Genomic DNA, 20,038 nt, shown 5'->3' on the forward strand with positions numbered 1-20,038 from the left:
CTTTTTTCAGCTCTTTCACCCAAAATGTGGCAGGGGTACCGAGATCAAAAATGGTGTTTCGGACTGTAGCTTGAAAAGCAGTCCCAACGAATTGTTGAAAATCCCGGTTCTGTTTATACTGATACAAATTCAAACTGATAGACCCGGCAAGCAGTAAAACAAACGCATAAATTACCAGTTTTCTTGAATTGATAAAAATCACCCCTACTATTCTATCTTCAAATCTACTCATTCGTTTTTTAAAAAAATGCGCCAATCCTCATGGGATTGACGCACAGTTTTGAGGAAGACAATTATTTTTTCTTTTTGTATCTTCCTGGAGTAAATTTTTCGCTGGCCTTAAAGTTATAGACCGGCTTTATGAAGGTGGAGATTTCTACAGTTTCCTCAGCCTTCTCCAAAATCTCGTTCATTGATTTGTATGCCATAGGAGCTTCGTCCAATGTTTCTTCGGAAATGGATGTCGTCCAAATGCCTTTCATTGTGTTCTGGAAGTCATCCATGCTTAACGCCTTCCTAGCTTTCGTCCGGCTAAGGAGGCGGCCCGCTCCATGTGGCGCGGAAAAATTCCACTCTTCGTTGCCTTTGCCGACTGCAAGGATCGACCCGTCCCTCATGTTGATTGGAATGATGAGGCGCTCCCCTTTTTGGGCCGAAACTGCTCCTTTTCGCAAAATCAGGTTCTCGGTATCTATATAGTTATGAACCGTATCGAAACGGTCCACCTCCTCAAATCCCAAATTTTCAATAATAGCTCGCGCAATTTCTTCCCTGTTTGCCTTTGCATACGCCTGGGCCAGTTTCATGTCATGGATATAATCGTGAAAATCAGCGCCTTCCAAATAGGCCAAATCATTTGGGATGACAGGCGTTCTTTCTTGGTAGGCTTGAATAACGCTCTGGATTTCCTTTTGGCGTCCTTCTGCTTTTAGCTTTTCAATTATTTCGGTTAAATCATTATTGCGAAGCTTTGAGATTGCGACTTTTTGATAATAGGTGGCGATTCTTGATCCGACATAGCGGCTCCCCGTATGGATCGTCAAATAATGATGCCCTTCCGAATCCGTTGAAACCTCGATGAAATGATTTCCTCCCCCCAGGGTTCCCAGGGAGTGCAGGCTTTTACTCTCACTCAGTATGTGTTCGGCTTTGAATTCTTTTACAGGAGGAAAATTCGTCCTGATTTGCCCCACGGTCTCCTCGGTATGGATGTCCATTCCACTTGGCACCTTGTTCCGAATAACGTGATCCAGCTTATTGAAATCTACAGTTTTATCCTGAAGCTTTACGGTGAGGACGCCGCAGCCAACATCAACACCGACCAGGTTCGGGACGACCTTATCCTTTAACTGAATCGTTGTTCCAATCACACAGCCTTTCCCTGCATGATAGTCCGGCATAATGCTAATTTTCGCATCCTGCAAGAAAGCTTGGTTGCACAATTCCTGAATCTGTTCAAGCGCAGTTTCCTGAGGATAATTGGAAAACACTGTTGCTTCTGTGTGGGCGCCTTTTATCTTAATCACTCGTGTTCTCTCCCTTAATTTAACAAACTACTTTTAGGCTACCACGGGACGCCCATTCCATCAATGGCGTATCGTGCGACAATTTATCCTTCTCTTTATGAATCAATCAAACGAGACAGGTTCTCGCGGATTATGCAAGTGTTTAAAAGCCAGCTGAATCTGAGATTCCGTATTTCTCTCTATTGATAGTGGGGGCAGCTCATTTTCCCCAAAAAAACCGACTGCGCTTGTTTCAATCCCTTTCTTCGGCTGCCCGCCAACAATTTCGCATTGGTAAAAAAGTTTATATGTATGATAGGGCGATGGTGGGTGCGGATGGCACTTTTTATCAAGAACGCCTATCAGATTTACCGCTTTGACATCAAACCCTGATTCTTCTTTTACTTCTTTGACAGCCACTTCACTTGGAGTTAACCCTATGTCAGCCCAGCCGCCTGGCAATGACCAGCCTCCATCAGTATTTTCTCTGACCATTAAAATTTTGTTCTCCCTAAAAACAACAGCCCGAATATCAACCTTCGGAGTTGCATAACCAGTTTCATTCGCAAATAAATCGGCAATAATTTGTTTGTCCAAACCAGTGTACTGGGACATGATTTCAACACTTATTTTTCTTATCTCTTCGAACCTCTCCAGGTCATAAACATCCTTGGAATATGCCAACCCGGCCTGTGCAATCGATTGAAGCTGTTTCGACCAATCTAGCCATTTAGGCTCCATCTTTGTTCACCACCTATACAGTTATATGGGAATTTTACCATATTTCACCTATGAGCTTAACAAATGCGCGTTCAATTCTCCAAGTATTCTCTTTTAAAATTACCGACATTTTAGCAGGACATCTACATCAGTTAGAGAATATATGTTCTTATCAACTGATGGAGGATGAGCTATGACTATTGATGCAATTGGTGTAAATAAAAAAAGTTGGGATGAGGTGGCACACCGTTTTTATGGCAGGAATCCACTCCCTGAATACGGGCCCTTGGCTCCCAACGAGGAAGATTTACATCTTTTCGGCGATGTGGACGATTTGAAGTTATTGGAGATTGGCTGTGGCAGCGGACATTCATTAAACTATTTAGATTCGAAAAACGCCCGTGAGTTATGGGGACTGGATTTATCGAAAACACAGATAAACGCGGCGAGGGAATTATTAAAAAGGTCAAAGACCCCTATTAAGTTATTTGAATCACCAATGGAGGAAAACCCGGGCGTTCCCATTGATTACTTTGATATCGTCTTCTCTATTTACGCTTTGGGATGGACCGCTGACCTTAATCAGACATTAAGAAATGTCCATTCATATTTAAAGCAGGGCGGCCTCTTCATTTTTAGCTGGGAGCATCCGTTGTTCAATCGTGTTAAAGCTATCGACGGCACACTTGCGTTTACTAAATCGTATCATGACGAAGGCCCTTATGAGCATGAAGCATGGAGCCACCCGGCCATCATGCAGCAATACAGGTTGAGTACTTACATAAATACATTAATCAAGAATGGATTCGTGATTGAAAAAGTAGTCGAGGATGCCTGTTTATCGGAAACGGATATTCAACGACACTCCAATAGCTGGTATTCTTATGAAAAAGCTCACTTGCTTCCGACTACGCTAATCATTAAAGCCAGGAAATTATAGTTGGAAAATTAAATCCTTTTCCTTATTAATTAACAAAAAGGTGCGTTTATCGCTAGCAGATAGACGCATCTTTTGGTGTGTGGGGGGAGGAATCCTTTATAAACACTAAGATAAAAGACTTTTAAAAAAGCGTTTACATTTCAAAAAATTATATTATAATACTTGTATACAAGTATACTTGCTCGATTCATTAGGAGGAAAATGGATGGAAAACCTCTATCCCGAGAAATGGCTTTCCAAAGCATCGACCGGAGACCGGATTGCATATGAGCTTAGAATGCGCATTATATCCGGCATGATTGAAAGCGGCACCACTTTATCAGAGAACAAATTGGCTGCCGATTTTTCTGTAAGCCGGTCACCTGTTCGTGATGCGTTAAAAATACTGGCATCTGAAAATATCATCCAGCTGGAAAGAATGGGCGCCGTTGTTCTCGGCTTAAGCGAAAAGGAAATTGAAGAAATTTATGATGTCCGCCTGCTCATTGAAACGTTTGTTTTCGAACGGCTAGTCAGAATGGACGTTAGCGATTTGGTAAAAGAACTCAGCAAAATTCAGGAAATGATGAAAGTTGCCATCAAATATCATGATGCGGATGAGTTTTCCTACCAGGATGTCTTGTTCCATGAAACAATTATTCGGGCCGTTAATCATTCCTACATCCTCATGATTTGGAATAATTTGAAACCCGTTATGGAAAGCTTCATTCTCTTATCCATGCGCATGCGTTTCAAGGAAAAATACGATGATTTTAAACGGATTGTGGAAAATCATGACCTGTATATTGAGGCAATCAAAACGAAAGACCGGAGCCTGATGATTAAGTCGCTGCACCAAAATTTTGATGATGTCCAAGGAAAGGTTGAAGACCTGTGGAGGTCACAGCAAATGCTTTCAGAAGGAGTGGAACAAGAAAATGACTAACTATATGTTAGGAATCGATATTGGAACCACAAGTACAAAAGCTGTTTTATTCAGTGCAAAAGGCGAAGTCATCCATACGGAGAATATTGGCTATCCGCTTTACACACCCGACATTTCAACTGCGGAACAAGACCCGGAAGAAATATTCCAGGCTGTTTTGCAAGCGATTACCAATGTTACGAAACGGCATTCCGACAAAAAGCTGATGTTTCTTTCATTCAGCAGTGCGATGCATAGCGTTATTGCGATGGATGCGAATGACGAGCCGCTGACCCCATGCATTACATGGGCTGATAACCGGAGTGAAGCGTGGACGCACAAAATTAAAAATGAGCTGAATGGCCATGAGATTTATAAGCGGACCGGAACGCCGATGCACCCGATGTCGCCATTGTCCAAAATTGCCTGGATCGTGAATGACCGTCCGGAAATCGCCGCTAAAACGAAGAAGTATATCGGGATTAAGGAATTTGTTTTCAAAAAATTCTTCGATCAATATGTTGTCGATTACTCCCTTGCTTCGGCGATGGGAATGATGAATTTGACAACGCTTGATTGGGATGAAGAGGCATTAACGGTTGCCGGGGTTTCTAGAGACAAGTTATCCGAACTTGTCCCGACAACAAAACTGTTTACGAATTGCAACCCGGACCTGGCAAGGCAAATCGGTCTTGACCCAGAGACCCCGTTTGTCATTGGCGCCAGTGATGGGGTGCTCTCGAATTTAGGTGTAAATGCAATTGGAAAAGGCGAAATTGCTGTTACGATTGGAACAAGCGGCGCCATCCGGACAATTATTGACAAGCCGCAAACAGATGAAAAAGGCAGGATTTTTTGTTACGCCTTAACCGAAAAGCATTGGGTTATTGGCGGACCGGTAAACAATGGCGGTATGGTTTTGCGCTGGATTCGCGATGAATTTGCATCCGCGGAAGTAGAGACAGCGAAAAGATTGGGGATTGACCCTTATGAAGTTTTAACAAAAATCGCCGCAGGGGTAAGGCCAGGCGCTGATGGGCTGTTGTTTCACCCCTATTTGGCTGGTGAACGGGCGCCGATGTGGAATCCGGATGTACGCGGTTCGTTTTTCGGCTTAACGATGTCACACAAAAAAGAACATATGGTTCGTGCCGCCCTAGAAGGCGTTATATACAATTTATACACAGTATTTCTCGCTTTGATTGAATGCATGGATGGCCCTGTCACCCGCATTCAGGCAACTGGAGGGTTCGCAAGGTCTGAGGTCTGGCGGCAGATGATGTCGGATATTTTTGAATCCGAGGTCGTCGTGCCGGAAAGCTATGAAAGCTCATGCCTTGGCGCCTGTATTTTAGGATTGTATTCATTGGGAGAAATCGAATCCTTTGAAATCGTTTCTGAAATGATTGGCAGCACGTACAAACATACGCCGAAAGGAGATGCCGTCAAAGAATACAGGCAATTATTGCCGATTTTCATCGACTTATCCAGAGCATTAACAGATGACTATTCCAGAATTGCAAAGTATCAAAGGGGCTTAACAACACGATAACGTTTAGGAGGAAATTCAATGCCATTAGTCATTGTAGCAATTGGAATTGTAGCATTACTACTATTAATCATGGGCTTAAGATTAAACACGTTTATTTCGTTAATTATTGTATCGTTTGGCGTTGCTTTGGCTCTGGGAATGCCGCTCGGTGAAATCGTCAAAACGATTGAAGCCGGACTTGGCGGAACACTTGGGCATTTGGCATTAATATTCGGTCTTGGGGCAATGTTGGGTAAGCTGATCGCCGATGCGGGCGGCGCGCAACGGATTGCGATGACACTCGTGAATAAATTCGGTGAGAAAAATATTCAATGGGCAGTTGTTGCTGCTTCCTTCATCATCGGTGTCGCATTGTTCTTTGAAGTAGGTCTAGTGCTATTAATCCCGATCGTTTTTGCTATTTCAAAACAATTACGGGTTTCGATTCTGTATCTTGGTATTCCAATGACGGCTGCGTTATCCGTTACACACGGATTCCTTCCTCCCCATCCGGGACCGACTGTCATTGCAGGTGAATTTGGCGCAGACATTGGTGAAGTATTGCTTTACGGGTTCATTATTGCGATTCCTACAGTCCTGATTGCCGGGCCAATTTTTACAAAGCTTGCTAAAAAGCTTGTTCCGGAATCCTTTACGAAAACAGGTAATATCGCTTCATTAGGTGAGCAAAAGTCATTTAAGCTAGAAGAAACACCTGGATTCGGAATTAGTGTGTTCACTGCTATCCTTCCTGTTATTTTAATGTCGATCGCAACGATTATCACATTGCTTCAAAAAACAATGGGATTCGAAGACAATTCCTTGCTGGCAGCCATCCGCTTTATCGGTGAGGCCGGTACTGCGATGCTGATTTCCTTATTGGTTGCTGTCTACACGATGGGACTTGCAAGAAAGATTCCAATCAAAACCGTTATGGATTCTTGTACAACAGCGATTTCCCATATCGGGATGATGCTCCTCATTATTGGGGGCGGCGGTGCCTTCAAACAAGTGTTGATCAATGGCGGTGTCGGTGATTATGTAGCGGAAATGTTCAAAGGAACGTCCCTGTCCCCAATCCTGCTTGCCTGGATTATTGCCGCGATTTTGAGGATTTCCCTTGGGTCAGCTACTGTCGCCGCGTTGACGACTGCCGGACTGGTTATCCCAATGCTTGGCCAAACTGATGTGAACCTTGCTTTGGTCGTTTTGGCAACAGGTGCTGGTAGTTTAATAGCTTCCCACGTTAACGACGCAGGTTTCTGGATGTTTAAAGAGTATTTTGGCTTAAGCATGAAAGAAACGTTCGCAACGTGGACCCTGCTTGAGACAATCATCTCAGTTGCGGGATTAGGATTCGTATTGCTATTAAGCTTAATCGTTTAATTTTAGAATTATATTCTGATAAGCCGCAATTTCTTTTTAAAAAGGCTCTGTTATCCTTGATTGTTGATTTCCACTCCGGGGACATGCTTTCCGCGGGGCGGACCGTGGAGCCTCCTCGGCGTCCTAGACGCCTGTGGGGTCTCCACGTGCCGCTGCATCCCGCCGGAGTCAGTCCCCTCCGTTCCAATCAACTTCATCTAAATCAACACTCACCTTTAACTGAGCTTTTAAAATTGTCCAACCGGGCAGTATATCCCTTAGCCATTACGCGGGGATGCACTGCCCCTTATCTATTAAAAAAGGAGTCTTGCATACATGTTGAACACAATTGGAGTCATTGGCTTAGGAGTAATGGGCAGCAATATCGCTTTAAACATGGCCAGCAAAGGTGAGCAAATTGCTGTCTACAATTATACTAGGGATTTAACAGATCAACTCGTTCAAAAAAGCAGCGGGAAGTCGATTTCCCCTTACTATGAAGTTCAGGATTTTGTCCAGTCTTTAAAAACCCCAAGAAAAATTTTCCTCATGGTTACCGCCGGAAGCCCGATTGATTCGGTCATCCAGTCATTACTCCCTTTTCTTGAAGCTGGCGATGTGATAATGGACGGCGGCAATTCCCATTTTGAAGATACCGCGCGCAGATATGAAGAGCTGAAGCCAAAAGGTATCGGTTATTTGGGTATTGGCATTTCCGGCGGGGAAGTCGGCGCATTGACAGGGCCTTCCATCATGCCGGGCGGGGATAAGGACGTCTATGAAAAAGCTGCCCCTATCCTTACAAAAATCGCGGCCCAGGTAGACAATCAGCCTTGCTGTACGTATATCGGTCCAAAAGGCGCGGGACATTTTGTTAAAATGGTCCACAATGGAATCGAGTATGCGGATATGCAGCTGATTGCAGAAGCCTATACATTTTTACGAAAAAGATTGGCCTTGCCTGTTGAGGAAATCGCCGACATTTTTGAGTCCTGGAATCAAGGTGAACTGAAAAGTTATTTAATCGAAATTACAGCCGAGATTCTTAGGAAAAAAGATGAACGAACAGGCTTGCCGCTAATCGATGTGATCCTCGATAAGGCTGGCCAAAAAGGAACTGGGAAATGGACGAGCCTTCAGGCAATTGATAATGGAATCCCAACTTCAATCATTACGGAATCATTGTTTGCCCGGTATCTTTCCGCATTAAAAGATGAAAGAATGAAGGCGCAAGATATTTTAACCGGCCCCGAAATGGATGGGCAAACCCTTGATAAACAGTTGTGGATTGACTATGTGAGACAGGCTTTATATATGGGAAAGGTTTGTGCTTATGCACAAGGATTTACGCAATATAAAATGACGTCCGATCTGTACGGGTGGGACTTGCCTTTAAAGGATATTGCCCTCATATTCAGGGGCGGCTGCATCATTCGCGCCGAGTTTTTAAACGTAATCGGCGAAATATATGGTGAGCAGCCAAACTTGGCAAACTTGTTGGTCGCGCCGTATTTCACCGAAAAAGTAAAAGAGTACCAAGCAGGCCTGCGAAAAGTGGTTTGCGAGGGGATAACTTCCGGCATCTCGTTCCCAGGCTTAAGTGCCGCGCTTACGTATTACGACAGTTACCGTACTGGCATGTCGAGTGCAAACCTGCTTCAGGCACAACGTGATTACTTCGGGGCCCACACGTATGAACGAATTGACGCAGAAGGGTTCTTCCACACAAACTGGCAGGCGTAAATTTAATGAAGTGATTCTTTCGTTTTTGGAGCTGTATGAGTCCCTGATTTTTACCGAATTGGGGCTCATATTGCTTTTTAGAAGTGTTGCAATTTCTTATTCGTACTTTAAATTGGGTTGGTCTGTTTTACGTTCCCTTATCCATACTTTGCGTTGGACACACAACCCCTGGAATTGCACTTTGCTGTCCAAACATTGGGCATAGCAGCTTTGGCGTTAAATGAAGCAAGGGATTTGGACAACAAATGGCCCCCGGCTACTAAACCTCCCTCTCAAAACTTTCCTTGAACAGTGTTTTCCCAATCATGGTATAATAACTGTTTGTTAGTTTTTTTGTGTGAGGGGGTTTTGTTTTGAAAATAAATAAAGGCATTTTATTTATATTAATTGGCGCCGGATGTTTTGGGTTTACCCCGATATTTGCAAAATTGGGATTTAGCCACGGCTACTCGCTGGGCCAGATTAATATCGTTCAGATGAGTATTTCATTTCTATTAATTTGGTCTTTAACGCTGATAACACGCTCTGGGTTCAAAGGGCTGAATAAGAAAAACATTCTCCAATTGATGATGACGGGCTGTTTTATTGGGTTAACAAGTATTTTCTATTATGGCGCAATGCAATATCTTCCAGCGTCATTGGCCATCATTTTAATGTTCCAATTTGTTTGGATTGGAATTATCCTGGAATGGATTTTCAGCAAAATCAAGCCTGCGCCTGTAACTATATTGGCTATCGTTTTAATTTTGATTGGCGTCTTTTTCGCTTCAAATGTGTCTGGCGACATGCAGGGGCTTCCTTTTAAGGGTTATCTATTTGGCATCCTATCTGCATTCACCTATGCGGGATTTATTTTTTTCAGTGGGAAAATTGCCGTAAATGTGAGCCCCCTGACTCGGACTTCTTTCATGGCAACCGGGTCCGCCATTCTGGTTTTTGTCGTCTTTATGCGTGAAATCCCGACTGTCGTTCCATTGGAGGCAAACTTATTTACGTTCGCCGCAGGCGCTTCGCTGTTCGGGTCAGTCCTGCCCCCACTATTTTTCGCGGTCGGCGCGCCATTGGTTTCAGGCGGCATCGCCAATATTCTAACATCCATCGAATTGCCAATTGCCATCGTATCAGCGAGCGTAATTTTATCAGAAGCGGTGACCCCGCTTCAGTGGCTGGGCACAGCGATTATTCTGGCAGCCATTGTTTTGAATGAGCTCGGCGGCAGTCTGTTTAAATTCAGGAAGGATGTTGAGGGGTAGGTTTTTTTTAAAAAAAGGAATCGTTTGCATATAGCATGGCGCCTACAAATTCCAAAAGGGCCAAGGCCGTTCTGCTTTAACGCAGTCAGGCTTGGCCCTTTTTCTGTGTTGGAAAAACACTAACGTAACGATTAAGTGAAAAATGCACCGGAACACCTCAATCCCAATGCTTTTCTACAAACCTTTGGCAGGAGGCGAACAGCCACTCGCCAAATTTATTCTGTTGTGCAATTGACGAAAAGATGAGCCTTAATACTTTCCATCCCTTAACTAATCGTTTATCCTTTCCAATTATAAGTTATCAATTTACTTATCTATTATTTTGATACATTTCCCGCCACATTAAGGGCATCCCATGTTCTGGAGAATGGTGGCGCATAACAAAGGTCCAGCATCCCTAATTCTTCAGTTCTGACGCTCACCCATCCATAAATGGAGGGGGTTCCACCTTTAATCAACCTCATCTCTTCCTTCTCCTGGAAAAAACCCAGAAGAAGAACTTCAATTTGGTCTAAAAGGCTTCGACAGCCGAAATCGTTCTAATGCAAATAATCGAAACAGGACTATTTACATGGGCTCGGATTTTCCTTGCCACTCACAACTTATTGACCGTTTCGGGGTACGTCTGCACCGAGAGAGTTAACCYATTCTCAAAGGTTGTTTATAATCCAAATGTAGGATTGAACTTCTTTTCTGACTTCATTTTTTTCATTTTTGCTATACACTCATCCAGGACCATGGAAAATCGATCCCATTYYTTTTTCGCCTGTTCCAGTCCCAGACGATTGGTTGTTGTGACAAACCTGGCTAGAAATGCACTGTATAAATCGCGTTGTGCTTCAACGCCGCATTCACAACTATGCCAACGCTCTTTTAGTCGTTTTTTCTTCACTGCWCCRCAATGAYAGGACTGGGATAACTTTGTGGAGTAGGTAGGGAATTCYCTGAACATTCCCCCTTGCGATTTCACTTTTCTCTTTAACATGTTCAAAAACATACTTGGTGCTTTCCTGCCAATACTTTTGCCGAACATCTTCTGAAATGCTTTATACGAGAGTTTTTCTGTTTGGATGGAGGAGGCTAGTTGAAGGATTTGATTCGTATCCCGTCCATGGAGCTGTTTTCTCACTTCTTTTATCCTGCGTTCCAGTTCCCTGTATGCTGAACGGGTCTTGATGTAATGATGGGAGTTGGTCCATTTCTTTTTCCCTTTTTTCACAACGCCRTTGCTGTGGTAATTGTTTGGGTTATTTGCCCGGCGTTGGCGGTCTAACTTGCGATGTAGTTTTCTTTTTTCTTTATCTAGATAAACGACTTCCTCACAAAAYTCCTTTAACTCGGCTTTGGATTCCCCGACAATCGCGATTGTGGATGGACCGATATCCAGCCCGACTTTTTCTTTTCCTAATTGATATTTCCGAAAGGGATGTCCTTCCAGGATTAGTTGGACATAAAACCGATTTTTCCCCTTAACTTCCTTTTTAATCAGCCGGCAATATTTTATCCTTTGCTTTAAAGCGTGCTGCATCCATTGGTCTTTGGGGTCGATCAGGCATTTCAACGATAGGGTCTTCCCAACGGAGAGATAACCATTGGAATAGGWAAGAAAGGTTTTGTTGTTTTTGCCCTCTAAAGAGACAAACTCTCCTTTTCGTTTAAACCTTACCTTTTTCGCTTTCTTAAAGGCCAATCTTTGTACCGCTTTAAAGGCTCTTGTAGAGATTTTTTGGCAGATGTGTGTCCCTAAATGTTCCGCAATAAACTTTGAATCATTTTTCGTTTTTGTYCCGAACGACTGAATCGAATAATCAGTAAAACCAAAGGTTTCATTAAGATAGGCAAAGTTTGCCCGGCGTTTTTCAATMTCTTTCTCGAGAGTTTTGGATAATTGAATYGTCTCTTTATACAATTCARTGGATTGGATCGCTTTCAGTCTCTTCAAACTTTCCCCGAGACAGGCATTGTAAAGCTGTCGAGCACATTCTGACAGCACCAAAAGCTGTTTTCCTGCTTTCGTATCCGTTTTTAGCCGAATCGTGGCAATAAAAGAGGGAGTCCGATCTTTTGGTGCAGCCATGGCCTTACACTCCTTTTTGATTTTCTATGTACTGCTTTACGACATCAAGCGTAGTACCGCCTACAGTGGAAACAAAGTAGCTATTCGTCCATAAGGAAGGRATTCTACTTTTTAACCACGGGAATTCGCTGCGGAGGTAGCGGGAACTTCTTCCTTTCATCATTCTAATTAGTTTATTAATGCCAAACTGCGGGTCGCATTCAACGARAAGATGAACATGATCAGGCATAATCTCCATTTCGATTACTTCCGAATTCGTCTCGGCAGCAACCTCCATTAGAATAGATTTAAGMCGTTCATCTACTCCATCSACCAACACCTTCCGTCGATACTTAGGACACCAAACCACATGATACTTACATGAATATACAACGTTATTATTACTTTTATATTGTATTAGACTTTTCATACTTCTATTATATCAAATGGATAAAACGAATACAATTATTTCAGGAACGTTTGTTCGAAAAAAATAAACCACAACCTTACCCTATGCATGAATACAGGGGCTTGCGGTTGTTTGTTTTTGGTCATTTTATTGTAAATAGCCGTGGCAAGAACATCTACACGAAGTACTGCTCCTTTTTTCCCTACAACCTGCCCACCCAAAATGACCTTTGAATCGGCATCATAGATAAGTTTTACCAATCTGATCAACACGATTTTTTACATTATTTTTTTCTGTAAGGACTGTCCTTTTTTAATAGGCTCCAACGCTTTATATATATCGTTTAAAAGGTCATGTTTATCTTCAATTCCACAGCTTAGGCGAATTAATCCCTCTGTCACCCCCATAGCAATTCTTTCTTCTTCAGGTACAACAGCATGTGACATTGTAAACGGGTAAGATAATATCGATTCTACCCCTCCCAAACTAACAGCGACAATTGGAAGTGATACATTTGCAAAGAAGGTTTTTACATTTTCATAGCTGCCCAAATCAAAAGTTAAGATAGCTCCCCCACTGCCAGCCTGTGAAAAATGGATCTCTTTCCCCTCATGGTTGGCAAGGGTCGGATAATAAACAGCCTTCACCTTACTGTGTTTTTGAAGTTCATTCGCTATAAATTCGGCATTTTCCACTTCCTTTTCCATACGGATTTTCATTGTTTTTATCCCTCTTAAAACTAACCAACAATTATGCGGATCCAACATGCTGCCAAACATTTTTTGTGTTTTGCATAACATATCGGCAATCCTTTCATTATTGGTAACAACCATTCCAGCTACTACATCACTATGGCCATTAATGAATTTCGTCGCACTATGGATAACAATATCAACCCCAAGTTTGATTGGATTTTGATAGATTGGCGTCATAAATGTATTGTCGATGATCGTAAGGATATTATGCTGTTTCGCTAGCGCCACAACCCCTTTAATATCTGTAATCGTTAACAGGGGATTAGAAGGTGTTTCGATATAAAAAGCTTTCGTATTTTCTTTAACCGCTTTTTCCCAAGCAGAAAGATCCGTTTCATCAACGAAAGAGTACTCAATTCCATACTTCGGAAACATTTCTATTACCAGTTGATAAGCTCCGCCATATATATCCTTGCAAAGGACTACATGGTCACCATGTGAAAAATTAAGCAGCACCGCCGAAATCGCGGCCATACCGGAGGAAAAGGCATATCCATATTCAGCAAATTCCAAGCAAGCAATCGTTTCCTCAAGCGCCTTTCTTGTTGGATTGCCAAAACGCGCATAAGTAAACTCTTGTGATTCAGCAAAGTTTTCCTGATGGAATGTGGACGATTGATAAATAGGAATAGACGAACTTCCAGTATATTTATCTACTAATGGGCCACCGTGAATTAATTTTGTATCTAGCTTCATAATCTTAGTCTCCTTTTTAATTATTCCGTATTGCAACAACTTCAATTTCTACTAAAGCATCCTTTGGAAGTTTCCGGACAGCAATAGCCGTTCTTGCAGGGTAAGGTGAAATAAAAAATTCCTGATAAACTTCATTCATGGTACTAAATTCATTCATATCATTTAAATAAACTGTCGTTTTGATGACATCATCCATCGAACAGCCATTCTCTTCAAGAATCGCTTTAACATTTAATAGAGATTGTCTCGTTTGATCTACAATTTTATCGCTGGGAAATTCGTTTGTTTCTGGGTCAATTGGAAGCTGTCCAGACGTATAAATCCAATTTCCCGCTTTACGGTACGCCGAATAAGGACCAATTGCCTCTGGATACTTTTTCATTAAAAGCACCTCTTTATAATTTTTTATTACTTTGATAAAATTATATTATTAAGCGAAATTGCTTACAATAGAAATTTATAGTGTTGATAAAATATTTTTAAAATTCTCATACTTTTGTAAAAACTCATTGCAAAATCATTTAGTATACTATTATATAGATAGGAATTGTTGGATTTAAGATATTAGAGATTTTTACGGAAAATTTATCTAAATATGATAAATTTAAGTAAAGCGGTTATTACTGGTTCAACGCCGCCCCTAAGCGCTGGTGTATAAAAAAACTTCTATACAAAAAGATTGGAGCGGTAATCTGCACCTCGTAAAACACTTGTTGTGATGATGAACCTTATTGCTTCACCTAGTTCTACGGGTACGATGAAAACCTATTATTATAGTAGAGGGAAAATATTATGACAAATAAGAGTAAGAAAAAAGAAATAATCGATCATTACAAAAAATTAGTCGAATTTTTGGGTACAGTTCTTGGAGAAAACTATGAAGTCATTTTACACATTATCGAGAAAGGCCGTTCTTATGTTGGCGCCATTTCAAATAGCCACATAAGTGGACGTACAGTCAATGCCCCATTAACAGGACTCGCGCTTAATATGATGCAGGAAAAAACGTATCTTGATAGGGACTATATAACAAACTACAAAGGATTAACAAAAATAGGGACCGAAATTAGGGGCTCAACCTATTTTATTAAAGATGAAAATAATGAGTTAATTGGCATGCTATGTATCAATTTTGATGCCAGCAAGCATAGAAAAATTGCCAATGATATTCTTGGTTTAGTCCAAACTCAACTAAATATGATCCTCCCTGCTGCCGATGAAACGGTTTTTTCCGGCCGAAAAGCAATTTTGGAACAACCGGAACATGAAATGATCGAATATTTTTCAGACTCTATTGAAGAGGTTGTTCACTCAATCGTCGATCCATCCCTTTTGAATCCAAATATAATCCTAAAACAGGAGCAAAAAATAGAAATCATCAAACAGTTATATATGAAAGGCATTTTTCAACTAAAAGGTGCCGTATCGCAAGTAGCCACATTATTGAATGTATCTGAACCCAGTGTGTACAGATACTTAAAAATAATCGAAAGGGAAAAAAACTAAATTAGAATATATAGCTTTTCGTAAAGGATTCGGAGCTATCAAAAAGGGGCAAGCCCGTTCTGCTTTTACGCAGGAAGGCTTGACCCTTTTTCGTTTTGGAAAATAATCGTTATTGCACACGAAGTATAGGTTACAGTTCCTATGAGTATCCTAAATGAGGTTTTTCACTAAATCATAGCTGACGGGCAACAATATTAATCAGCGAGGCCATTAATTGAAACCACCATTGAAAAAGGATATTTTCAGAGGGTTGGCCAGCGAATTCATAATAATCATTCACTTGCGGGCTTCCAATCGATCCATTGCTGAATTTCAGGAAAACATCAAAGTGAAAACTCCAACTGTGTTAAACGTACGAAAACGTAAAGCTGTTGCTTCGTGCATGGCTTAGTGGGTGTGTCAGCCATCCAGGGTATCGGGCGCATTTGTGCCGGGGCTTGCAGTACATAGTTCGCAAGGCTATGACTTCGCCGTATCATTCGGGGAACCTTAACTCACAGCAGGGAGGGTGCAAGTGGGTAAACAATCGTCCATTGCCAGTACCGACCTAAAAATTACTTGGGGTGTCACCGTAACGTGACATGAATTCTAGAGCGTCACTCTGTCTAGTGGTAGACGAAAAGACCTAGAGTTCTAACTCAAGCCCCCACTGAAACGCATTATCTCAGTGGGGTAGTTGACCCGGTCTGCTGTCATAAAGTCTTTTGGACACTAAGCAATCCTTTTCGGCACCATTTTTGAAATGCCGCTATTGCTTCTTACAGTTTAATCCATGCGCCTTGTTAGGCACCTGTCCAATAGCTTTCAGGTCCCCATGAGTTTATGTTAAAATTATTTATTGGTTTAATGAAAATATTGAAAACAATAGGTGGTACTTATGGTTGGAATGGGATATCGGACAATTAAGACTGCAATAGGGGCAGGATTAGCAATTTGGATTGCTGGTTTACTGGACTTGGAATTTGCATCATTTGCAGCCATAATCGCCATTATGTGTATTGAGAAGACAAAGAAAAGGACATTACATTCCATTCAGAAAAAGTTTTTCGCATCTCTTTTATCTTTAATTCTTGGTTCCATCTGTTTTGAACTATTAGGATATTATCCAATTGTCTTAACTTTATTTATCTTATTGTTTGTTCCCCTCCTTATTAAAGGACGTATACTGGAGGGTCTTGTCACAAGCATAGTTATCGTTTTACATATTTATACAGTGAAGGAAGCCAGTCTGGAAAACTTATTGAATGAACTTTATATTATTTTCATCGGTACAGGAATCGCCTTAATCGTAAACAGCATTATGCCAAGCTTTAAGAATGAAATTGAAAAATATAAAAAAGAAATTGAACATAAATTTAGCGTCATTCTTTACGAATTCTCTTTATATCTAAAGAAAAGTGAGCGGAACTGGGACAGAAAAGAATTAGTTGAAGTAGAAAATCTCCTTAATCAAGCAAAAAACATTGTTATACAAGATGTAGAAAATCATCTGTTAAGGAGAGAAAATAAAGATTATTATTATCTCGAAATGCGAGAGGATCAACTGGAAATCCTAAAACAAATGGTAGACATTCTAAGCATTGTTTCTTCGTCAAAGTTAGATGTAAAACAAAAAGGAATGCTTGCTAATATATTTCTCAATATCAGTCAACATGTTGATTCAGGAGATACAACCATTGCATTAAAACAATTAGAGGAATACGAAGAGTCCATACGTGAAATGGAATTACCGAAGTCAAGGGAAGAATTTGAAATTAGAGCAAATCTCTATTATTTAAATTTCGAGATTAAGAACTACTTAATTATCAAGAAGAATATTTGTAATGAAGTAAACGTTAACTACAGAGGCTAGCCATCATCTTTTCAATGGCCACGGGGACAGGATTCTCGGCTTACTATGCTAAGGGATCTGCCCCGTGTTTTTTTCTAAGAACGCTTTAATTTTAACACCTTACATATTTGCGTTTAAAACCTATCCTTCCTTTATCGACATCCTTTTGTATACGTTCGTATGCATTTAGGAAACTGCTTTTTTTCTTGTCCCGCTTGACTTCTACTATACCCAATTCTTTTGCGGTTTCGACTGCCTTTTCATGGAGCGGCAAATACGATAGTCCAACGGTGTATAAAAAATTACTCATAGCAATTTTCGTTCTTTCCGGGGCATCGTGGATCGTGTTCTTTACACTATCAAGCATGTTGGAAATCTTACTTTCGGAAAACTCAATGTCCGGCCGATTTCCTAAAAGCCAACAGTAGCAGCTCCAACCCGCTGACATTCTCAGGTCCTCACCACTTGATATCCATTTATCCGCAACATCCTGTGCAATGTCCGACTCCGATAAAGTTACGGCCACGACAAAATCGGACAACATGTAAAAATAAGCCGCATCCATCCAGCGATCGTAATCCGACTCTGTCATAGCTTTTGGATCTGCAATAATGCCAGCAAAGTACATTGCATCATAGTTCCCTGTCGCATAAAGCTCTTCAGCTAAACTTTGATTAATTTTTATTTTCTTCGCAATTGGCTTCATTGCGCCTGTAGCCACGCCGAAAAGCGGCTCATGCGCGCCATTGGATATGTATATTTTTTTCATTCGTTCTTTGCCAAGTGCTTCAAGCTCCTGCATCACTGTTTCTTTATTCAACGATTTGCACTTCCTTTTAGTTTCCTCAAACTATTTTCCCATTAATTACAGTACCATAATCCAAAAACATATCGTTAGTTTGGCAACTTTTCTTTAATTCGTTTCACAATCCGGTAATGCCCTTTTCCAGGGAGATAGCCTAAACTGCGATTAATCGATTGTATCGGGGCATTGGTTTCTTCTGAATCGGTCGTCATCGTATGCGCTCCTTCTTTGAGTGCTGCATGAATGGAAAGAAGCTTTAACGCTTTTGCGATTCCGCGGCCGCGATAGTCTTTCCGGACGCCGGTATAGTTTGTGTAAACGACCCCCTCATCCTTCGTGGAAAATAATTGAGTCACCCCAACAAGCTTTTCTCCTTCAACGGCGATGAAAACCCAATCGTTCCGTGATGAGTCCTCAGGCATAAACTCGTTTCTCCATTGTTCAAAAGGAGGAACGCTTCCATACTGGCCTGGATTATCCTTCGCTGTTTCCGCGAATAACTCGTATAACTTCCGTTCCGATTCCTCTCCTGGCATGTCACCCAGTGTCAAAAACCGGATTCCGGACTTCTCGGCTTTTTCCACTGTTTCTGCATATGGGGTAATATCAAATTGGTTGATTGCCAGCTCCAGGTCATAAATGTGGGCGTCCGTTGTAAAGCCTCGCTTTTTGACAAAAGGAAGTGAACCGTCAATCCAATCCATTACAATTGATGTTAAAACAGCAGCCTTATTATCGGTGGCCCATTTTTCAATATACGAAAGAATCATCTCCCCTACGCCCTGCCCACGGAAATCAGGGTGAACACAAAAGATACTCCCTACCTGGCCGGGATCGACCCAAGGTGCCCGAAAGCAAGCGCCGTACCCAATAATTTGGCCATCTTCTGTCTCAGCTATGACCCTTGTCCGTCCAAATCCTGCAAGAAGGCCATTTTCATCAAGTTTCAAATTGGATGTGGCGGGGATTTGCCGATCTTCATTTTCAAGCATTGCCGCTGAGGTGGAGCCCGGTTCAATTAGGTTAAGCAGATCCGCAAGCTGCTCATAATCCTCCGGAATTTGGATTTCCCGAAGTGATGCAGTTGTAGGTACTTCATTAGTTTTATTTGTGGTCATGCTCTTTTACCTCAATTCGTTGAAAGAATTGTAATCTCGTATTAATTTTCAACAAAGTATGGGGAAACTCCTTTAAGGGATGGTAAAATTGAGGAAAAGTTGCAGGAGGACTTGAAATGGCTAGTATAATGGGATTGATGTCTTTATTGATTGCACTTGTTATCCCGGTGATGGTGATAGTACTTGCTTACTGGATTTATCAGATCAAAAGAAATACCGAATTGCAGGTTGAGCAAAACAATAGGATTATCGAATTGCTTGAAAAGGGAGACGGGAAGGAATAGGCATTAAACACCAAAATGAATTATATACCTCTTTCCCTCGCTTGCTTTAATAATCTTGGCAGCCAATTCAGCAAGTTCCGTAGAAGCCTTAAAAAACCTTGAGGACGAAACAACCTCTTGTAGAAGTGTTACTTCTTCATTGTTCCTTACCATTTCCCGCATCTCCAAACAAAAAACAGGTTCCTCTATATTGTAGTTCAATAGAGAAACCCGTTTTATAATCAATATTCGTTTATTTCTCCATCACGGCAAAGTAATTTTCTTCGCCATCCGCAAAATTAAATACCCGGCCGCTTGGCATTGTGACGATTTCGCCGACTTTGATATTTTTGGAGGAAAGGTCTTGGTACAATTCCTCCAGATTTTCCGTGAAAAACATTAGAGATGGCGTACCGAGATTTAATCCGGGCGACATTTTCTCAACGAATTCCTTGTTGTGGAGGACGATTGAAGAACCGCCACCGTTTTTGGGTGCGACTTCAATCCATCTGAATCCCTGCCCGTTGTCTTCTTCAGCAATTACGCTAAACCCAAGCTTATTTGTCCAAAAATCCACTGCCTCATCCTGGTTGTTCACATACAGCATGACCTGGCCGAGTTTATTGATCATATTCTTT

21 protein-coding genes are annotated in these 20,038 nt (G+C 41.5%); 9 read left to right on the plus strand and 12 right to left on the minus strand.

The window, feature by feature from the left end; genetic code table 11:
• Positions 1 to 293: 293 nt before the first annotated feature.
• Together ADU24_RS18590 and ADU24_RS18595 are read right to left on the minus strand one after the other, a co-directional pair.
• The gene (locus tag ADU24_RS18590) at positions 294 to 1,526 is read right to left on the minus strand and encodes an RNA-splicing ligase RtcB (RefSeq protein ID WP_053368031.1); all 1,233 of its coding nucleotides are present in this window, start codon (positions 1,524 to 1,526) and stop codon (positions 294 to 296) included.
• A gap of 102 nt (positions 1,527 to 1,628) precedes the next feature.
• On the minus strand, positions 1,629 to 2,246 hold the full coding sequence (locus ADU24_RS18595; protein WP_053368032.1) for an NUDIX hydrolase: 618 nt from the start codon (positions 2,244 to 2,246) through the stop codon (positions 1,629 to 1,631).
• A gap of 172 nt (positions 2,247 to 2,418) precedes the next feature.
• Here ADU24_RS18595 and ADU24_RS18600 point away from each other — a divergent pair, with 172 nt between their 5' ends.
• From ADU24_RS18600 to ADU24_RS18625, 6 genes are all read left to right on the plus strand, one after another.
• Positions 2,419 to 3,165 (plus strand): class I SAM-dependent methyltransferase, encoded by a 747-nt coding sequence (locus ADU24_RS18600; protein ID WP_053368033.1) that lies wholly within the window; start codon positions 2,419 to 2,421, stop codon positions 3,163 to 3,165.
• Positions 3,166 to 3,343: 178 nt separating this feature from the next.
• Positions 3,344 to 4,090, plus strand: coding sequence for a GntR family transcriptional regulator (locus ADU24_RS18605; protein WP_442853744.1), 747 nt, complete (start codon positions 3,344 to 3,346; stop codon positions 4,088 to 4,090).
• Positions 4,083 to 5,621 (plus strand): gluconokinase, encoded by a 1,539-nt coding sequence (gene gntK, locus ADU24_RS18610; protein WP_053368035.1) that lies wholly within the window; start codon positions 4,083 to 4,085, stop codon positions 5,619 to 5,621. The genes ADU24_RS18605 and gntK overlap by 8 nt, the downstream gene beginning before the upstream one ends.
• An 18-nt stretch (positions 5,622 to 5,639) precedes the next feature.
• Positions 5,640 to 6,986 carry a GntP family permease gene (locus ADU24_RS18615; protein ID WP_053368036.1) on the plus strand — a complete coding sequence of 449 codons (1,347 nt, stop codon included), beginning with the start codon at positions 5,640 to 5,642 and terminating at the stop codon, positions 6,984 to 6,986.
• 315 nt (positions 6,987 to 7,301) lie between these two features.
• Entirely contained in the window at positions 7,302 to 8,708 is a 1,407-nt protein-coding gene (gene gnd, locus ADU24_RS18620; protein WP_053368037.1) for a decarboxylating NADP(+)-dependent phosphogluconate dehydrogenase, read from the plus strand.
• 353 nt (positions 8,709 to 9,061) lie between these two features.
• Entirely contained in the window at positions 9,062 to 9,961 is a 900-nt protein-coding gene (locus ADU24_RS18625) for an EamA family transporter (protein WP_053368038.1), read from the plus strand.
• Positions 9,962 to 10,278: 317 nt separating this feature from the next.
• Here ADU24_RS18625 and ADU24_RS23160 read toward each other — a convergent pair whose 3' ends face one another.
• From ADU24_RS23160 to ADU24_RS18650, 6 genes are all read right to left on the minus strand, one after another.
• Entirely contained in the window at positions 10,279 to 10,425 is a 147-nt protein-coding gene (locus ADU24_RS23160) for a hypothetical protein (RefSeq protein ID WP_156324632.1), read from the minus strand.
• A 197-nt stretch (positions 10,426 to 10,622) separates the two neighbouring features.
• Positions 10,623 to 11,522, minus strand: a complete 900-nt coding sequence (locus tag ADU24_RS23165) for a zinc ribbon domain-containing protein (RefSeq protein ID WP_156324579.1) — start codon at positions 11,520 to 11,522, stop codon at positions 10,623 to 10,625.
• Positions 11,523 to 12,042: 520 nt separating this feature from the next.
• Positions 12,043 to 12,447, minus strand: a complete 405-nt coding sequence (gene tnpA / locus ADU24_RS18635) for an IS200/IS605 family transposase (protein ID WP_053367090.1) — start codon at positions 12,445 to 12,447, stop codon at positions 12,043 to 12,045.
• 35 nt (positions 12,448 to 12,482) lie between these two features.
• Positions 12,483 to 12,698 carry a hypothetical protein gene (locus ADU24_RS18640; protein ID WP_053368039.1) on the minus strand — a complete coding sequence of 72 codons (216 nt, stop codon included), beginning with the start codon at positions 12,696 to 12,698 and terminating at the stop codon, positions 12,483 to 12,485.
• Between the two features lie 6 nt (positions 12,699 to 12,704).
• Complete coding sequence (locus ADU24_RS18645; RefSeq protein WP_053368040.1) at positions 12,705 to 13,877, minus strand: trans-sulfuration enzyme family protein; 1,173 nt, start codon at positions 13,875 to 13,877, stop codon at positions 12,705 to 12,707.
• 16 nt (positions 13,878 to 13,893) lie between these two features.
• Entirely contained in the window at positions 13,894 to 14,259 is a 366-nt protein-coding gene (locus ADU24_RS18650; protein WP_053368041.1) for a RidA family protein, read from the minus strand.
• 410 nt (positions 14,260 to 14,669) lie between these two features.
• On the opposite strand from ADU24_RS18650, the gene ADU24_RS18655 reads away from it, so the two are divergent.
• On the plus strand, positions 14,670 to 15,383 hold the full coding sequence (locus ADU24_RS18655) for a helix-turn-helix transcriptional regulator (RefSeq protein WP_053368042.1): 714 nt from the start codon (positions 14,670 to 14,672) through the stop codon (positions 15,381 to 15,383).
• Positions 15,384 to 16,260: 877 nt separating this feature from the next.
• Positions 16,261 to 17,235, plus strand: a complete 975-nt coding sequence (locus ADU24_RS18660; RefSeq protein ID WP_053368043.1) for an aromatic acid exporter family protein — start codon at positions 16,261 to 16,263, stop codon at positions 17,233 to 17,235.
• A gap of 91 nt (positions 17,236 to 17,326) precedes the next feature.
• Here ADU24_RS18660 and ADU24_RS18665 read toward each other — a convergent pair whose 3' ends face one another.
• Positions 17,327 to 18,034, minus strand: a complete 708-nt coding sequence (locus tag ADU24_RS18665; RefSeq protein WP_053368044.1) for a DNA alkylation repair protein — start codon at positions 18,032 to 18,034, stop codon at positions 17,327 to 17,329.
• 74 nt (positions 18,035 to 18,108) lie between these two features.
• On the minus strand, positions 18,109 to 19,137 hold the full coding sequence (locus tag ADU24_RS18670; RefSeq protein WP_053368045.1) for a GNAT family N-acetyltransferase: 1,029 nt from the start codon (positions 19,135 to 19,137) through the stop codon (positions 18,109 to 18,111).
• Between the two features lie 116 nt (positions 19,138 to 19,253).
• Here ADU24_RS18670 and ADU24_RS23400 point away from each other — a divergent pair, with 116 nt between their 5' ends.
• On the plus strand, positions 19,254 to 19,421 hold the full coding sequence (locus ADU24_RS23400; RefSeq protein ID WP_197277531.1) for a hypothetical protein: 168 nt from the start codon (positions 19,254 to 19,256) through the stop codon (positions 19,419 to 19,421).
• 3 nt (positions 19,422 to 19,424) lie between these two features.
• On the opposite strand, the gene ADU24_RS23170 is transcribed toward ADU24_RS23400, so the two are convergent.
• A complete protein-coding gene (locus ADU24_RS23170; RefSeq protein ID WP_156324633.1) occupies positions 19,425 to 19,574 on the minus strand; it encodes a hypothetical protein in 150 nt (49 codons plus the stop codon).
• A 79-nt stretch (positions 19,575 to 19,653) separates the two neighbouring features.
• Complete coding sequence (locus tag ADU24_RS18675) at positions 19,654 to 20,031, minus strand: VOC family protein (protein ID WP_053368046.1); 378 nt, start codon at positions 20,029 to 20,031, stop codon at positions 19,654 to 19,656.
• Positions 20,032 to 20,038 lie beyond the last annotated feature (7 nt).

This window comes from Bacillus sp. FJAT-27245, assembly GCF_001273955.1.
GTDB lineage: Bacteria > Bacillota > Bacilli > Bacillales > Cytobacillaceae > Bacillus_D.

Excerpts from the sequence above, each read along its gene's own strand:
- ADU24_RS18595 (WP_053368032.1), bottom strand. The coding sequence starts at position 2,246 with ATGGAGCCTAAATGGCTAGATTGGTCGAAACAGCTTCAATCGATTGCA.
- ADU24_RS18600 (WP_053368033.1), top strand. The coding sequence starts at position 2,419 with ATGACTATTGATGCAATTGGTGTAAATAAAAAAAGTTGGGATGAGGTG.
- gntK (WP_053368035.1), top strand. The coding sequence starts at position 4,083 with ATGACTAACTATATGTTAGGAATCGATATTGGAACCACAAGTACAAAA.
- ADU24_RS18615 (WP_053368036.1), top strand. The coding sequence starts at position 5,640 with ATGCCATTAGTCATTGTAGCAATTGGAATTGTAGCATTACTACTATTA.
- gnd (WP_053368037.1), top strand. The coding sequence starts at position 7,302 with ATGTTGAACACAATTGGAGTCATTGGCTTAGGAGTAATGGGCAGCAAT.
- ADU24_RS23160 (WP_156324632.1), bottom strand. The coding sequence starts at position 10,425 with ATGAGGTTGATTAAAGGTGGAACCCCCTCCATTTATGGATGGGTGAGC.
- ADU24_RS18645 (WP_053368040.1), bottom strand. The coding sequence starts at position 13,877 with ATGAAGCTAGATACAAAATTAATTCACGGTGGCCCATTAGTAGATAAA.
- ADU24_RS18650 (WP_053368041.1), bottom strand. The coding sequence starts at position 14,259 with ATGAAAAAGTATCCAGAGGCAATTGGTCCTTATTCGGCGTACCGTAAA.
- ADU24_RS18655 (WP_053368042.1), top strand. The coding sequence starts at position 14,670 with ATGACAAATAAGAGTAAGAAAAAAGAAATAATCGATCATTACAAAAAA.
- ADU24_RS18660 (WP_053368043.1), top strand. The coding sequence starts at position 16,261 with ATGGTTGGAATGGGATATCGGACAATTAAGACTGCAATAGGGGCAGGA.
- ADU24_RS18670 (WP_053368045.1), bottom strand. The coding sequence starts at position 19,137 with ATGACCACAAATAAAACTAATGAAGTACCTACAACTGCATCACTTCGG.
- ADU24_RS23400 (WP_197277531.1), top strand. The coding sequence starts at position 19,254 with ATGGCTAGTATAATGGGATTGATGTCTTTATTGATTGCACTTGTTATC.
- ADU24_RS23170 (WP_156324633.1), bottom strand. The coding sequence starts at position 19,574 with ATGGTAAGGAACAATGAAGAAGTAACACTTCTACAAGAGGTTGTTTCG.
- ADU24_RS18675 (WP_053368046.1), bottom strand. The coding sequence starts at position 20,031 with ATGATCAATAAACTCGGCCAGGTCATGCTGTATGTGAACAACCAGGAT.